This window comes from Endozoicomonas sp. 2B-B (genome assembly GCF_053470045.1).
Genome location: NZ_JBLZMU010000001.1, coordinates 4,121,986 through 4,136,435, shown reverse-complemented (window position 1 = coordinate 4,136,435; position 14,450 = coordinate 4,121,986). Strand labels below are relative to the sequence as shown.

Here is a 14,450-nt window from a genome sequence, read left to right as displayed (position 1 = left end):
GTCAATCGGAGAAATTTGAGCATTTAACCACGCCGCCAAAGTTCTCTTTCTTGCAAAGCTTAACGTTTCCGTTTTCAGAATCCAGAACCCATATTCTGTGATCCTGATCTTTACTCTGGACGGGGTAAGCTACAAACCTGCCTGTAATGATGCTTCTTAAAGAATCCGCCGCCCAAACTGCACTACTGAATAAAGCGGCTGTCAAAATAATCATCAGATAGTTTTTTGGATAGTTCTTTTTCATAAATGATATTTCCTCAACTCTTGAAAATGGTTGACTTCAATGCAAACTGGTTAGGTACTTATATATAGACAACAAAAAAAGGTAATCGTTCACCGCTGAAAGTCCAGTCTGCTGTAAAAGAGGCGTCTGGGAGAGCGGGGCAATCCGTTGTTGAAGCCGGACTGACAGGCAATAAGGAGGTTCGGTAATGACGGATAGACTTTCTCTATCAAACCGTTAAAAAATACTGATTTCAGGCATTACACTGACTCGTTTATAGTCAGTGGCATACTTTTATATGAATTTGAATCCTGATTAGGGTTAGGTGGATTTTATGGATCGTTTTACCGTTTTTGGACGTCCGGGCTGTGGCTACTGTGTGCGGGCTAAAGAAGTACTGGAAAGCTGTGGACTGCCCATGCTGTATGTGGATATTCATGCGGAAGGTATCACCAAGGCAGATCTGGAAAAAACCGTTGGAAAGCCGGTTGAAACCGTGCCTCAGATCTTTCACGGCCAAAAGTACATTGGCGGTTACACAGAGTTGGCTGCCTATTTGAGAGAAGAGTTGGTGGAATCCCTGCAAGGCTGAGGTCAACAGCCAGCCGCTGCACTACCGCCAGCTGCTGCACAACCACTGCAACCAATGAGCCTTTGCGCTAGTGAAAGTGCCAGTTGATGATAAAGACGCTGACAATGGTGGTTATCAAAATGAGAAAGGTAATGATGTATTGCCGGGTGAAGGAACCCATTTCGGCTCGAGCATCGGTAATTTCAGCACGTACACCGGCTATCTCTTTATGCAGCTCAGTAAGCACACCGGCTATTTCCGTATGCATCTCAGTGCGCAAGGCACTGATATCCGAACTCAGTGACTGATAATTGCGATCACTTTGCAGCTGTATCTGCATAATGGCTTCCTGCATGATCAGGATATCCTTTTTACTGGCATTGTATTCCGGATCAAGGGAAGCACTGACCTTACTGGCCAGTTCTTCATCAATGCCAATACGCTTGAGCTCTGAAAATAACGACTTTTCCATAACCACCCCGACAAAAACTGAAAAAACAGCATAGATCAGGGATGACATTATGACCAGCTGGCATAACTAGACCGCAGACCCAATTTTTCAACAGGCCGACGATGCCGAAAAAGAACGTCTGCGCAACCATTACCGGGATCAGAATCTGGCCCCTGCCATTGCCATGGAAAACCGGGCCGAAGCGAAAAGCATTTTTGATGAGCAGGCACGTTCAGGCATATTTATAAATTCGAGAGTGCGGGTTTTCCGAGATTTTCACCAGTCTGGTGTCACTGCGTGTGAGTCGCTCCTGTTTCGCAGAGGGGTCAAAAGGTTTGATCCGGTTGAACTCTGGTAATGGCTGGCCTTTTTCCAGCTGGACAAAAACAGGCAGGGGCGTATTGATCTGGCCAGGATAGAGTTTGCGAAAATCTTTATCCGTTTTTCTCAGTTGCTCAATATCCTTTGCCCAGGTCAGGTTGGCACGCAGATGAGGGCTCAGCATTCTTTTAATAATAACGGTCTCAGCGGCAGGCATCTGCTCAAGCATCTGGATGTCTGTCTGGATGGCGTTGGAAGTCAGGTATTTCTTGCGCAGGTGATCAATCGCCTCATTTGCAGAAAGCTTCACAGAGCCGCTGTGGTGGGCTGCCCAGCTGAAGCCAATGCGACGGGGTGGAGTCTCAAAGAGTTTTAGTTGACGGTAACTCTGGACGAAATGTATGTGGGCAAACTGCAAGCCGCCCAGCATTTTTTCCCTGATCTCGTCCGAGGTTTCTTCAATGGCCTCAATACTGTCTCCGTAGAGTTTCCTGAATTCGGACATGGCCTGTTTGAAGCTTTCCCGGGCTTCGTTAAGTTTTATACCCGTCTGCAACGTTTCTTTGGCAATGCCAACTATTCCGGGCAGTCGGGCTGTCTCCTGTTTGTTTTGCTGATCGGTATAGATCAGTCGGGTGCTGGTTTCTGCCGCCAGAGCACGGTCATTCTTGTCCTCGTCCGGGGATTTCATAACCCAAACGGGCAGGAGCTGGTCATCATAGACCTGATCACGAAACTGTCTGTTGACGGTCACCATATGAATCAGGGTGTCTCTGACGGCAATCCTGGCCGCCGTCTTCTGACTCATGGTGACAGCCTTTCTATTGACCAGTTGGATTCTGTTCGTTTAAACAGGAAACGGTCGTGCAGACGATTGGGGCGCCCCTGCCAGAATTCTATGGCTTCAGGGATGATCCGATAGCCCCCCCAGAAATCCGGTAAAGGAACCTTGCCTTCCTTGAATTTTCTTTTCATTTCTTCCAGCTTCATCTCAAGCACTTTTCTGCCAGTGATGACTGAACTCTGCTGTGAAACCCAGGCTCCCAACTGGCTGCCGTGAGGGCGGCTGGCGAAATATTTTAGCGAGTCGGTTTTGGAAATCTTTTCGGCCCGACCCCGAACAGTGACCTGTCTTTCCAGGGCAACCCAGGGAAACATAATGGCTACATTGGGGTTGTCGGCAATGTCCTGAGCCTTGCGACTGCTGTAGTTGGTGAAAAAGACAAAGCCCTCGGGGCTTACGTATTTCAGCAGGACGGTGCGCAGGCTGGGTAAACCATCTCTGGATGTTGTTGCCAGGCTCATGGCGTTGGGTTCAGGCAGTTGTGCTTCGACCGCTTGTTGAAACCACAGGTCAAACTGTTGGAATGGATCGGGATCAAGAGAGTCCAGATCGAGACCCGCCTGGGTGTAATTCTCTCGCAGATGGCTGATATCCATGTTCATACTTCGCTGATGCAGTGAGTTCATTGTATATGAACCGGTCAGGTCGTGAAACCGCTGTCAACTCTGATCAGTGGCGTTGTACTTAAGACCTGAACCCTTGCATTGGGCTTGTCGAAGTGCGATACCATTTTGGGTATTAGTTAATAGAAAATGATTAACGACACCGTTAACCTAATGCCCCGATTACACGTGTTTTTTTAAAAGGCCGCATTTGTGAATAGGGTATTACTTTGTTTTTATTTGAAGTTCTGGTTTATTTCTCGTTGTGCGAGTTTTTATTGGTTGAAAGTACTGTGTTCATTGGTATTAATACGATTTGTTGAGCTGGTCTATATCAATGAGAATACAGCCTCTTGTTCAAGATTATAATGGTGTGTGGGGGCAGATGCTTGAAGGTGGAAGGGTTTCATCTCTGAGGGTTTTTCTCCGTCGATGCGGTGAACGGACCACAGAACTCACTTCATGCCCTGTCCCTTGAGGTAGGGTAATTGATTTAATCCAAGTCATTCTGACTGAAATTAAAGTCAAACATACTTAATACCTTAATCCTGTCTTTCCAATTCCTTTCAGAAGGGAAGGGCCCTCAGGCCTTTGGCTTCCTATACCCTGAGAAAGGGCAAATGAAAAATACGAATACCTGGTTAGGTATTTAACTCTTGTTAAACAGGCTGGTTTTAATGAGCACAACGTCAACGGTCGCACCTTCTGCCAATGACGGCAAGAAGTCCATTATTGAAAGAATCGGAAAAAAAATACCTGACCCGGTCATCATCTTTATCTGGTTATTCGGCCTGACTCTGGCAGGTTCTTTCCTGATGGGAGGCCACAGCTTTGAAGTTATGGGCGCTGATGGTGGTCAGATTGTTCATACTGTCAAAAACATGCTGACCACAGAAAATGTCCGCTGGATGTTTGAAAATGCCATTCTGACAAACTGGTTGTCCTTTGGTCACGGCGTTCTTGGCATCATCCTGATTGTTATGTTGGGGGTCGGTGTTGCAGAAAACTCTGGTCTTCTATCCACCCTGATCAAGAAGGCCGGTCTTAAAGTGAACGATAAATACCTGCCTGCTTTGCTGGTATTCATTGGCATCATGAGCAGTGTAGCCACCGATGCCGGTTATCTGGTTCTGATTCCACTGGCAGGCCTTTTGTATGCGGGCCTCGGCAAGAATCCTCTGATTGGCATGGCGGCAGCGTTTGCCGGTGTCTCTGCCGGGTTCAGTGCGAATCTGCTGCCTGCTACTCCGGTGGATGTTATCGTTGGTGTCAATGCTCAGATTTTTGCTGAATCTCAGGGAGTGCCTTTCACTAACGCAGCCGGTGAAGCACTGACGCCTGCCACCATGCACTATTTCTTTATTTTTGCATCGACTTTTATCCTGGCGACTGTGGGTGCCTGGGTGACCCATAAGTTTGTTACTCCCAAACTTGAGAAAATGGATTATCAGATACCTGAAGATCTGGATATCACTAATTTCGAAGTCACCAAAGCTGAGAACAAGGGCCTGAAGGCCGCATTTTTTGGACTGCTGGTTTCCATTGCCATTATGACAGGTCTGGCAATGGGGCCGCTGGCTGAATACACCAATGAAGCCGGTAAGGTGGTCAACCCATTCCTTAATAACATCATCCTGATGATTACCATGACTTTCCTCATTGTGGGTGTTTGCTATGGCAAATCGACAGGTAAATTCAAGGTTATGCAGGATGTTATCAGTGCCATGGTCAAGCAGATGAATACTGTCGGCTATGTACTGGTGTTGACCTTCTTCTGCTACAACTTTCTGGCCCTGTTGAGCTTTACCGGACTGGGGACCTACATTACCTTTCTGGGAGCGAGTTTCCTTCAGTTCCTGGGGTTGGATAATTTCCCAATTCTCTTGATCATTGGCTTCATTATCACCACCGCAGTCATCAACCTGTTTGTCGGCGGCCTGACATCCAAGTGGATGCTGCTGGGTCCAATCTTCGTACCTATGCTTTACCAGGCTAACCCGGCGATGACTCCTGATCTGGTGGCCGCAGCATTCCGTGTTGCTGACTCTTCCACCAACATTATTACACCGATGATGACTTATGCGGGTGTTATTCTGGCCTTTATGAGGAAGTACAAGCCAGATCTGTCCATTGGTGACATGATCGGAATCATGATGCCTTATTCCATTGCCTTTATCACTATCTGGACGACTGCATTGATAGGGTTCTTCGCCTTCAATATTCCCCTGGGCTTCTGATCCCTCAAAGAAGAAAACCAGCCTTCAGGGCTGGTTTTCTTTATTTTCAAATCTTCAGCGCAACAGGGCGTTAGAAAGTTTGATTGGTATAAGTACTCAACCATACGAAATCATATTTTCTGACTTATTGTTCAGGCACTCGCGGCAACTGCTCCTGCGTTGCTCTAGCTCCTGCATCCATGCAGTCGTGATGCGTTGCAACTCTGGTCACATAGCTTGCTATGTGCCCGTCGTTGCGCCTTGCAGAGCACCTGCCCAATAAGCCAGAAATATTCGATTCCGTATGGCTGAGTACTTAATACTCGAACCTTTAATCCTTTCTGTGGTACAAGTGTAATTAGATTACGACTGCTACTTTTGTACTCTGGTTTAAAATCTTGACGAATAGAAAAATAGATATAAATACAGGCACCCTTTGTACGTGCGTCTATACGGACATCTTTGCGAACAGTAAAAGGATGGTAAATTGGCTGTCTCAGTGCTTGATAATTAGCCCTGTCTGCAGAAAGTATTCAGCTGGGATCAAGACCTTTAGAAGGTGTGGGAACTTTTATGCTACGAAAGCACATGTCTCTGATTGTGGGAGTGCTGGCAACGATACTGGCAAGTGGGTGTACAGTGACAGCTGAACGTGATGCAATGGAAAAAAGTCGGGTGGTGGTGAAAAGTCCAGCGGATGATCGGGACTACCGTTTTGTCGAGTTGGACAATGGTCTCAAGGCTCTTCTGATTTCTGATCCGGATACCGATAAGGCCGCTGCCGCAGTGGATGTGAAAGTGGGTAGTTTCCAGGACCCGGACAATCGTCTGGGGCTGGCTCATTTTCTTGAACATATGTTGTTTCTGGGCAATGAAAAATACCCGGAAGTGGATGGGTATTTTGAATACATCCGGGCCAATGGCGGCAGTGCCAATGCCTATACGGCTGATACCCGAACCAATTATTTCTTCGATATTAACAGTGACAAGCTGAGACCTGCGCTGGATCAGCTGGCACAGTTTTTTGTCTCCCCTACGCTGGATCCTGCTTATGTTGATCGTGAGCGTAATGCGGTTGATTCAGAATATAAGCTTCATGCCAATGAAGATGGCTGGCGTCTGATGACAGCTCAGAATGCTACTTCAAATCCGGCTCACCCTCGCAGTCGTTTCAATATCGGCAGTCTGGAAACCCTTGCCAATGAAGACGGCAGGTCGCTCTGGAAAGACCTTAAGAGGTTTCACGATGCCTACTATGTAGCCGAGAATATCGGAGTTGTTATCTATGGCAGGGAATCAACAGATGTTCTGGAAAATTGGTTAAAAGAGTCTTTTGCCGGAGTACCTGAAGGCCAGTCGCCGGACACTCATATTGGTCTTGCTCCCTATACACCTCAGCAGCTGGGTGTTCGTATTGATCTGGTACCTCTAAAAGACGTCCGGGTACTCTCTTTGAGCTTTCCAATGCCCAGTCAATATGAGAATTACCGCAAGAAGCCTCTGGGCTATCTGGCGAGAATACTGGGTTATGAAGGTGAGGGCAGTCTGCACAGTTATTTGAAGGAGCGTGGTCTGATAGAGTCGCTGTCTTCTTATTCCAGCCATTTACCCGGAGAGTTCAGTGAGTTCACGGTTCGAATGGAGTTGACTCCAAAAGGTCTGGAGCAGGTCGACGAGATGACTGCCCTGGTGTTTGATTATCTGGATCTGGTTCGCAAACAGGGTTTGGAGCTCCGGATATACGAGGAAGCTCGTCAGCTGGCAGAACTGGGATTCCGTTACCAGGAAGATGCCAATCCACAGCAGACCGCATCCGGACTGGCTTCTCGCATTCACGATATCCCGCCTCAGGATATTTTGCGGACCAGCTACCTCTACGAAGACTTTGATCGCGAGCTGATCAGTGATCTGCTTGATCAAATGAAGCCTTCGAACATGAGGCAGGTTGTTATTGCCAGAGGCCTTGAAACGGATCAGGTCGAGCCCTATTTCAAGACTCATTACAGTATCAAACCTCTGTCTGATACCCTGGTGAAGCAACTTTTATCGCCTCAGGTTCATGCAGAAATGACCATTCCCGAGCCTAATGACTTTATTGCCCGGGATTTGAAGCTGCGTGAAAGCAGTTCCGGTGATAAGCCCGGGGTGTTACTGGAAGAGCCCGGCTTTCAAGTCTGGAGTATGACAGACAGCAGCTTTGAAGTGCCCAAAGCCAATGTTCGCATCAAGATATCCTCCGGGAAGGCTTCCGAAACAGAAGCCGATCTCGTAGAGATGCAACTCTACAGCGTCCTCCTGAGACGAAGTCTGAATGAATACGGCTACCCAGCCAAAGAAGCGGGCCTGAACTACGGTGTTTCATCCAGCCGGGAAGGGCTGACCATTGCGCTGTCTGGCTATCAGGATAAGCAGGAGCTTCTGCTAAAAGACATTCTCAAGGCCATCAGGCAGTTCAACCCCGATCAGGCCGGTTTTGACCAGGAGAAGGCGCTGCTGATCAGAAGGCTCAAAAACAAGCAGTTCCAGCCACCCTATCGACTGGGTATGGATCGTTTGAGCCAGGAACTTTATCCCACCTATCGTGACGATAAGACGTTACTGGCAGCCGCTGAAAAGGTGACCTTCAGTGATGTTAAACAGTTTGCCAGTGACTTCTATCGTTCAATTTATATCCAGATGCTGGTCCATGGAAACCACAGTTCACAAGAGGCTATGAAGCTGGCTGAGCTGGTGGAAAAAGCTTTGTTAACGAAAGACAACCGTGGCCGTCAATTCAGGCAGCCTCTTAATCTTCTGAAGGATAAGAAGCGCACCATCAAGACTGACTTTAACCACAATGACTCTCTCTATATCACTTACTACCAGCGCCCTGGTACTAATGACAGAGATCGTGCCGTGTACTCCCTGCTGGGAAGATTGTTGGCGACCCCCTTCTTCAACCAATTGCGGACTGAGCAGCAGCTGGGTTACATCGTCTTTGCTGGTCCCCGTCCTGTTGAACGTCATCCCGGCTTAATCTTTGTGGTGCAATCTCCCGTGCTCGGGCCGGAAGGTATTGAGGAGAAGGTAGAAGCCTTTCTTAAGGGCCAGAAAGAGAAGATAAAATCCCTGACCGATGAAGAGTTAGAGCAGTATCGTCAGGGCCTGTTGGGTGATCTTTTGAAAAAAGATGCCAACCTGGATGAACGCAGCTCCCGTTTCTGGCAGTCCCTGGATGGTCAGGAAGCCGGTTTTGATTTCCAGAAGCTTATTGCTGAAGAAGTGAAGACCGTCTCTGTTAAGGAGATTCAGCAGGCGCTGGATACCCTTCTCGAAGATAAGGGAAGATTGACTGTAGAGTCTGTTGGCAAAGCTCAGGCGGAAGGGGAAAGCTGAGTTCTCGTATCCAGGCCAGACTAATTCTCTGGCCTGGGTTTATTCCAAAAGAATTTCTCAAGCTCATGGATAATCGGAATAACGAATTAGTTCCGCCGCACTTTTCTTGAAGCCCACCTTGAAAATCTCCCGGTTTTTTTCTGCCCGAAGAAAATGTCTCCCTGAAAAAGCACCACTATTTCCCAACTTTGCTATTAGTTAGAGACATCGTAAAACTAACGCATAGCGACGGTTATTGATGAAATGTTGTTGCAGCAGGTAGGGAGGCGATCACCCCGGCGGGCGATGCTGTTCTGGCTGAGTTTGCCTGGTGTGGTTGTGATTGCTGCCGGTTGTACCGGTCACCTGCCAACCGGGATGGTCGGACTGATTCCTTTTATTATGGCTCTGGGTGCTCTGCTCAATACCCTTGGCGAACGTTTGAGCTGGATTCGTAACTATTTGGGCGGAGGGCCGATTGTCATCATTTTTGGCTCCAGCCTGATGGTAGCGACGGGGGGTATTCCAGCCGAGACCAGTGACAGTGTCTCTGATTTTGTCCGAAATCAGGGTTTTCTCACTTTGTTTATATCAGGCCTTATTACCGGCAGTTTGTTCGGTATGGACAGGCAGCTGCTGCTGCGATCAGCACTCTGGTATTTACCGGTGATCGTCGGCGGTGTTCTGGGTGCCATTACTCTGGTGGGGCTGGCAGGTATGCTCATTGGTACTGGCTTTGTTGAAGCTGTCTTCTATGTTGGACTGCCCATCATGGGTGGCGGTATGGGTGCTGGAGCTGTCCCGCTGGCAGAGATCTTTGCCAATATTCTGAACTCCGACGTTACGACGGTTTTGTCAAAAATGGTCCCGGCGGTTGTACTGGGTAATCTGGTCGCCATTATTGCAGCGGGGTTGCTGGAAAGGCTGGGCAAGATCAAGCCCGGTCTGACAGGCAATGGCAAACTGATGAAAAGTCAGAAGGCCACTCCCCATGAAGAGCCCCATGAAGATAAAGTCGAGCCTGTTCCCGATCTGGCGAAGATAGGGATCGGACTTTTTGTTGCGAGCGGTTTCTATGTTTTAGGTTATTTGCTCAGTCTGTTCATTTCTCTGCATCCTTACGCCTTAATGATTTTCTCTGTCGGCCTTGTCAAAGCGCTGGGAGTGTTTCCTTCCAGCGTTGAAGAAGGAGCTGCTCTGTGGGGCGATTTTATGGTGATGTCTCTTACGCCTGCTTTACTTGCCTGTATAGGAATAGGCTTTACGGATCTTCATCAGATTGCACAAGTGATCTCTTTGCAGTATTTCATTCTGGTAGTGACGACTGTCACAGGGGCCATACTGGGTGCAGGACTGGCTGGAAAAATACTGGGTTTTTATCCCATAGAAGCCTCTGTAACGGCGGGGCTGTGTATGGCAAATATGGGGGGAACCGGAGATGTGGCGGTATTATCAGCCAGCCGTCGTATGTATCTCATGCCCTATGCACAGGTCTCTTCAAGAATAGGAGGGGCCTTTATTTTGCTATCGGCAAATGCACTGGTGTGGTTGATGTAGATCAGATCAGGTTTGAAAAGCCCACGTTGGTCTCATATAGTGGATCAGTGAGAGAACTACCTATCCAGTGACCCTGGGTGAGCACAGAATAACGATTGAACGGTTTATCGCCGGTCATTGCAGGAGAAGAAGAAATGACCGAAAAGGTCCTATTTGACAGGCTTGATACAGCCTCCGGGCATAAAGTTGGTGTTATCACTCTGAATGCTGAGGGCAATCTTAACTCTCTCGACAAAGCGATGTTAGACAGCCTTTATGAACAATTCAGTGAATGGCAGGAAGACAACAAAATCGTCTGTATTTTTCTTCAGGGGGCTGGGGAAAAAGCGTTTTGTGCGGGTGGAGATGTCCGTTCTCTCAGGCAAAGTGTTCTTGATGGGGATACCAGTGCCCCGGGGCAGTTTTTTGAAAAAGAATACCGTCTTGACTACCTGATTCATACCTACCGAAAACCCGTGATCTGCTGGGGTAACGGAGTCATTATGGGGGGCGGTTTTGGCCTCATGGCCGGGGCAGACTTTCGTGTAGTGACCGACACTTCTGTTATGGCCATGCCTGAAATTACGATAGGACTTTATCCGGATGTCGGTGGTTCATGGATCTTGAATCGCCTGCCCGCAAAAATTGGTCTGTTTATGGCTTTGACCGGGTGTCGTTTAAATCCTGCGGATGCTATGTACCTGGGTCTGGCTAACCGATTTATTGATCATGCCTTTAGAAAAAATGTGCTGGAATCACTTCAGGAGGCTGACTGGTCCGGAGACCATTATCAGGTGACCTCTGATGTTGTTCAATATTATGCAGATAACAGTGCTGGCTGGTTGCCTTACTCCAAGATCAGGGAACACCGTGATTTAATAGCCCGAATGATGGACAAGTCAAACTTTTCGGCGATCATTGCTGATCTGAAAGCGCTGGAAACAGAAGACAGCTGGCTTGAGCAGGCACGCAATATAGCTCTGACGGGTTCGGCTCTGTCGGCTGTGGTTGCCTACGAGCAATTTAAAAAGAGTCGGCATGTCTCTTTGAAGGAAGTCTTTCAGAGTGAACTCTTGCTCTCCATCAACTGTGTGCTGAAAGGCGATTTTCAGGAAGGGGTCAGAGCGCTTCTGGTGGATAAGGATAATCAGCCACAATGGGCTTATCCAGTGATTGAAGAGGTTCCTCAGGAAAAAGTAGTCGAAATGTTTACCCCCCCCTGGGGAGAGTCAGCCAATCCATTGTCTAATCTCTGATGTATATCGGTAGCTGGTTCCCATGTGGAGCGCGGGAGCCAGTTGAAATTGATTATTGCGATAAAATGTGATCCAGATTCATCGGAATGCGTAGGATGAGTGACGCATCTAATTGAGGCTTCTATGAAAATACTGGTTGCTGGTGGCAGTGGTGGAATTGGTCGGGCCTTTGTCGAAGAGATCGTGCATGAAATGCCAGAAGCGCAAGTACATGCCACTTTTTTCAGAAGCTCTCCGGATTCCAAAAACTCTCCAGAAAATAATAATTCCGTAAACTCCGTTCAATGGCACAGGTCAGACCTTACCGATGCCGATTCCGTTGAACAGCTTGCCGATAGCGTTGGGCCAATTGACTGGATTATCAATGCTTCGGGAATGCTGCATACTCCCACTCAGATGCCTGAAAAATCGATTACTCAGATAGATTCAGATTTTTTTCACAAAACAATGGCTGTGAATGTTCTGTCGACACTTTTTTTGGCCCGTTACTTCCTGAAAAATTTTAAAGGCAGTGAATGCCCCCGGTTTGTTGCACTGTCTGCAAGGGTGGGTAGTATTGAAGATAACAGGGTGGGGGGTTGGTACAGCTACAGGGCATCGAAATCGGCTCTTAATATGGTGTTGAAGACACTCAGCCATGAGTGGCGAAGGAAAAAGCCCGATGGTTGTATTGTGGCCATTCATCCCGGAACGGTAGATACTCAGCTTACCGAGCCATTTAAAAAAAATGTTCCACCCGAAAAACTCTTCTCTTCGCAGCACTCAGCCCAGCGGATGTTGGAGGTGATTCGTCGTTTAAGTTCTGAGCAGACTGGTCAGTTTCTAGCATACGACGGCTCCCTGATTCCCTGGTAGTTAATTAGTATTGATTTTCCCGGATAGTCAGAGGCATTGATAGTCAGAGGCATTGTTGGTCAGAGGCATTGTTGGTCAGAGGCATTGTTGGTCAGAGGCATTGTTGGTCAGGTTACTTCATAAGAGAAGAGAGTGGCTGTTTCCAAAGCCTGCTTTGAAAAGAGAATACCAAAGCAGGCCTAGCAGCCTGTCGGACTTAAGACTGTCCTACTGCGGTTGCAATAAATTGGTCTAAAAATCTCTGTTTCTTCGTCAAATAGCTCGCTATTCTCCTCAGAAACAGAGATTTTTATCCTCAATTTCTTGCAATCCTCGCTACGGACGCTCAAGTCCGACAGGCTGCTACAATGCCAGCGTCAGCTAAGCATCGACAGGACAACTTCTGCAACAGCTTCTGAAGAAGCTGGATTTTGCCCGGTTACCAGTAAACCATCGGTAATACAGTAGGGTGACCAGTCATCTCCCTGGCTGTATTGGCCTCCCTTGTTTTTGAGCTCATCTTCCAGAAGAAAGGGAACCACATCGGTTAAACCTACAGCGGCCTCTTCGCTGTTGCTGAAACCGGTGACTCTCTTGCCACTGATCAGTGGTGTATTGTCTCCTTTCTTTGCATTCAGCAAAACGGCTGGTGCATGACATACGGCAGAGACAGGCTTTCCCTGTTTCGCGAATGCTTCTATCAGGGCTATAGAGTTTTTGTCATGGGCCAGATCCCATAAAGGGCCATGGCCACCCGGATAAAAGATGGCATCGTATTCGTCAGCAGAAACCTCAGACAGCTTTAAGGTATTTGACAGCTTGTTTTTCAGGGCACCGTCCGAATCAAACCTTTTTGTGGCTGCAGTCTGAGAGTCCGGTTGGGCACTTTTGGGGTCAATGGGCGGCTGGCCACCCTTCGGGGATGCGAGGGTTACCTCGGCATTGTGATCCGCAAACACATAGTAGGGCGCTGCAAACTCCTCGATCCAGAAACCCGTTTTCTCACCTGTATCTCCCAGCTTGTCATGGGATGTCAGGACGAATAACACCTTCATAAGTTCATCTCCATATGGTCAGGCGGCATGCCTGAGAATTTTGGTGGCAACTTCAGGAGTAATATTCTGCTTTTCTCCCAGTGCAGTCATTTTGTGCCGTTTCAGCTGATCAACAAGGTCAGCGATGGCGCTTTCCTCAATGCCATAATCGGACAAACGCGTTTTAATACCCATCTGTTCAAAGAATTCGCGGGTTTTGCTGATGGCTGAATCCATCTTCTCCTGGTCGTTGCCTTCCTTAATGCCCCAGATCCTGTCAGCATACTGAAGCAGCTTGGACGCTTTCTCTTCTCTCATGACATGCATCACTGAGGGGAGCACGATGGCCAGTGTCTGGGCATGGTCGAGGCCAAACAGGGCAGTGATCTCGTGGCCAATCATATGAGTAGACCAGTCATGGGGCACACCCACGCCAATCAGACCATTCAAGGCCTGATTTGCAGCCCACATGATGGTGGCTCTGGATTCATATTCCCGGGGTTGTTTGAGTACAACCGGGCCTTGCTCAATCAGGGTTAACAGCAAACCTTCGGCATAGCGATCCTGAACAGGGGCATTTTCGCGGGTCGTCAGATACTGCTCCATTACGTGGACAAAGGCGTCTACGACACCGTTAGCGGTCTGGCCTTGCGGAAGGCTATAAGTGGTTTCCGGATCCAGCACAGTAAATTGTGGAAAGACTTCGGGGCTGCTAAAAGCCAACTTGTCATTGGTGGCTCTGCGGGTAATAACTGACCCTGAGTTACTTTCCGAGCCTGTTGCCGGAAGGGTAAGAACGTTGCCAGCAGGTATGGCCTGATGAATCCTGGCGTGCTCACTGAGAATGGTCCAGGGATCTCCTTCAAATGGAATGGCTGCGGCAATAAACTTTGTGCCATCAATGACCGAGCCACCACCTACGGCCAACAAGAAATCAATGTTTTCCTGTTTTGCCAGAGCAACCGCTTCCATCAGTGTTTCAAAGGAAGGGTTAGGCTCAATACCGCCAAACTCGGTAATGGACGTATGCTCTTTCAGGGCTTCCCTGACTTGATCAAGAGTGCCGTTCTTTTTAATGCTACCACCGCCATAGGTGATCAGAATTCTGGCATTACGAGGGACTTCATCAGCAATACGGGCGATCATGCCTTTGCCAAAGTGAATGCGTGTTGGGTTGTGAAATGAAAAGTTTTTCATGATTAAACCTA

The 14,450-nt window shown here is 48.1% G+C and carries 12 protein-coding genes; 6 read left to right on the top strand and 6 right to left on the bottom strand.

Annotated elements, in window-relative coordinates; translation table 11 throughout:
* Window position 1: 1 nt before the first annotated feature.
* On the bottom strand, window positions 2–244 hold the full coding sequence (locus tag ACOMHB_RS15835; RefSeq protein ID WP_448217338.1) for a hypothetical protein: 243 nt from the start codon (window positions 242–244) through the stop codon (window positions 2–4).
* A 313-nt stretch (window positions 245–557) separates the two neighbouring features.
* Here ACOMHB_RS15835 and ACOMHB_RS15830 point away from each other — a divergent pair, with 313 nt between their 5' ends.
* Entirely contained in the window at window positions 558–815 is a 258-nt protein-coding gene (locus ACOMHB_RS15830) for a GrxA family glutaredoxin (RefSeq protein WP_448217337.1), read from the top strand.
* Between the two features lie 67 nt (window positions 816–882).
* Here the strand turns inward: ACOMHB_RS15830 and ACOMHB_RS15825 are convergent, their stop codons facing one another.
* From ACOMHB_RS15825 to pdxH, 3 genes are all read right to left on the bottom strand, one after another.
* Window positions 883–1,266 (bottom strand): hypothetical protein, encoded by a 384-nt coding sequence (locus ACOMHB_RS15825; protein WP_448217336.1) that lies wholly within the window; start codon window positions 1,264–1,266, stop codon window positions 883–885.
* Between the two features lie 211 nt (window positions 1,267–1,477).
* Window positions 1,478–2,374: a DNA replication terminus site-binding protein gene (locus ACOMHB_RS15820; RefSeq protein ID WP_448217335.1), complete on the bottom strand. Its 897-nt coding sequence runs from the start codon at window positions 2,372–2,374 to the stop codon at window positions 1,478–1,480.
* Complete coding sequence (pdxH, locus tag ACOMHB_RS15815) at window positions 2,371–3,036, bottom strand: pyridoxamine 5'-phosphate oxidase (RefSeq protein ID WP_448217334.1); 666 nt, start codon at window positions 3,034–3,036, stop codon at window positions 2,371–2,373. The genes ACOMHB_RS15820 and pdxH overlap by 4 nt, the downstream gene beginning before the upstream one ends.
* A 653-nt stretch (window positions 3,037–3,689) precedes the next feature.
* Between pdxH and ACOMHB_RS15810 the strand changes: the two genes are divergently transcribed.
* From ACOMHB_RS15810 to ACOMHB_RS15790, 5 genes are all read left to right on the top strand, one after another.
* Window positions 3,690–5,249 (top strand): AbgT family transporter, encoded by a 1,560-nt coding sequence (locus ACOMHB_RS15810; protein WP_448217333.1) that lies wholly within the window; start codon window positions 3,690–3,692, stop codon window positions 5,247–5,249.
* A gap of 552 nt (window positions 5,250–5,801) precedes the next feature.
* On the top strand, window positions 5,802–8,603 hold the full coding sequence (locus tag ACOMHB_RS15805) for an insulinase family protein (RefSeq protein ID WP_448217332.1): 2,802 nt from the start codon (window positions 5,802–5,804) through the stop codon (window positions 8,601–8,603).
* A 243-nt stretch (window positions 8,604–8,846) separates the two neighbouring features.
* Entirely contained in the window at window positions 8,847–10,139 is a 1,293-nt protein-coding gene (locus tag ACOMHB_RS15800; protein WP_448217331.1) for a 2-hydroxycarboxylate transporter family protein, read from the top strand.
* 134 nt (window positions 10,140–10,273) lie between these two features.
* Window positions 10,274–11,374, top strand: coding sequence for an enoyl-CoA hydratase/isomerase family protein (locus ACOMHB_RS15795; protein WP_448217330.1), 1,101 nt, complete (start codon window positions 10,274–10,276; stop codon window positions 11,372–11,374).
* 123 nt (window positions 11,375–11,497) lie between these two features.
* Window positions 11,498–12,229 carry an SDR family NAD(P)-dependent oxidoreductase gene (locus ACOMHB_RS15790; RefSeq protein ID WP_448217329.1) on the top strand — a complete coding sequence of 244 codons (732 nt, stop codon included), beginning with the start codon at window positions 11,498–11,500 and terminating at the stop codon, window positions 12,227–12,229.
* 356 nt (window positions 12,230–12,585) lie between these two features.
* Here the strand turns inward: ACOMHB_RS15790 and ACOMHB_RS15785 are convergent, their stop codons facing one another.
* Together ACOMHB_RS15785 and ACOMHB_RS15780 are read right to left on the bottom strand one after the other, a co-directional pair.
* Window positions 12,586–13,263 carry a type 1 glutamine amidotransferase domain-containing protein gene (locus ACOMHB_RS15785; protein ID WP_422134088.1) on the bottom strand — a complete coding sequence of 226 codons (678 nt, stop codon included), beginning with the start codon at window positions 13,261–13,263 and terminating at the stop codon, window positions 12,586–12,588.
* An 18-nt stretch (window positions 13,264–13,281) separates the two neighbouring features.
* The gene (locus ACOMHB_RS15780) at window positions 13,282–14,439 is read right to left on the bottom strand and encodes an iron-containing alcohol dehydrogenase (protein ID WP_448217328.1); all 1,158 of its coding nucleotides are present in this window, start codon (window positions 14,437–14,439) and stop codon (window positions 13,282–13,284) included.
* Window positions 14,440–14,450: the final 11 nt, after the last annotated feature.

Excerpts from the sequence above, each read along its gene's own strand:
- ACOMHB_RS15835 (WP_448217338.1), bottom strand. The coding sequence starts at position 244 with ATGAAAAAGAACTATCCAAAAAACTATCTGATGATTATTTTGACAGCC.
- ACOMHB_RS15805 (WP_448217332.1), top strand. The coding sequence starts at position 5,802 with ATGCTACGAAAGCACATGTCTCTGATTGTGGGAGTGCTGGCAACGATA.
- ACOMHB_RS15790 (WP_448217329.1), top strand. The coding sequence starts at position 11,498 with ATGAAAATACTGGTTGCTGGTGGCAGTGGTGGAATTGGTCGGGCCTTT.
- ACOMHB_RS15800 (WP_448217331.1), top strand. The coding sequence starts at position 8,847 with ATGTTGTTGCAGCAGGTAGGGAGGCGATCACCCCGGCGGGCGATGCTG.
- ACOMHB_RS15820 (WP_448217335.1), bottom strand. The coding sequence starts at position 2,374 with ATGAGTCAGAAGACGGCGGCCAGGATTGCCGTCAGAGACACCCTGATT.
- ACOMHB_RS15785 (WP_422134088.1), bottom strand. The coding sequence starts at position 13,263 with ATGAAGGTGTTATTCGTCCTGACATCCCATGACAAGCTGGGAGATACA.
- ACOMHB_RS15780 (WP_448217328.1), bottom strand. The coding sequence starts at position 14,439 with ATGAAAAACTTTTCATTTCACAACCCAACACGCATTCACTTTGGCAAA.
- pdxH (WP_448217334.1), bottom strand. The coding sequence starts at position 3,036 with ATGAACTCACTGCATCAGCGAAGTATGAACATGGATATCAGCCATCTG.
- ACOMHB_RS15825 (WP_448217336.1), bottom strand. The coding sequence starts at position 1,266 with ATGGAAAAGTCGTTATTTTCAGAGCTCAAGCGTATTGGCATTGATGAA.
- ACOMHB_RS15830 (WP_448217337.1), top strand. The coding sequence starts at position 558 with ATGGATCGTTTTACCGTTTTTGGACGTCCGGGCTGTGGCTACTGTGTG.
- ACOMHB_RS15810 (WP_448217333.1), top strand. The coding sequence starts at position 3,690 with ATGAGCACAACGTCAACGGTCGCACCTTCTGCCAATGACGGCAAGAAG.
- ACOMHB_RS15795 (WP_448217330.1), top strand. The coding sequence starts at position 10,274 with ATGACCGAAAAGGTCCTATTTGACAGGCTTGATACAGCCTCCGGGCAT.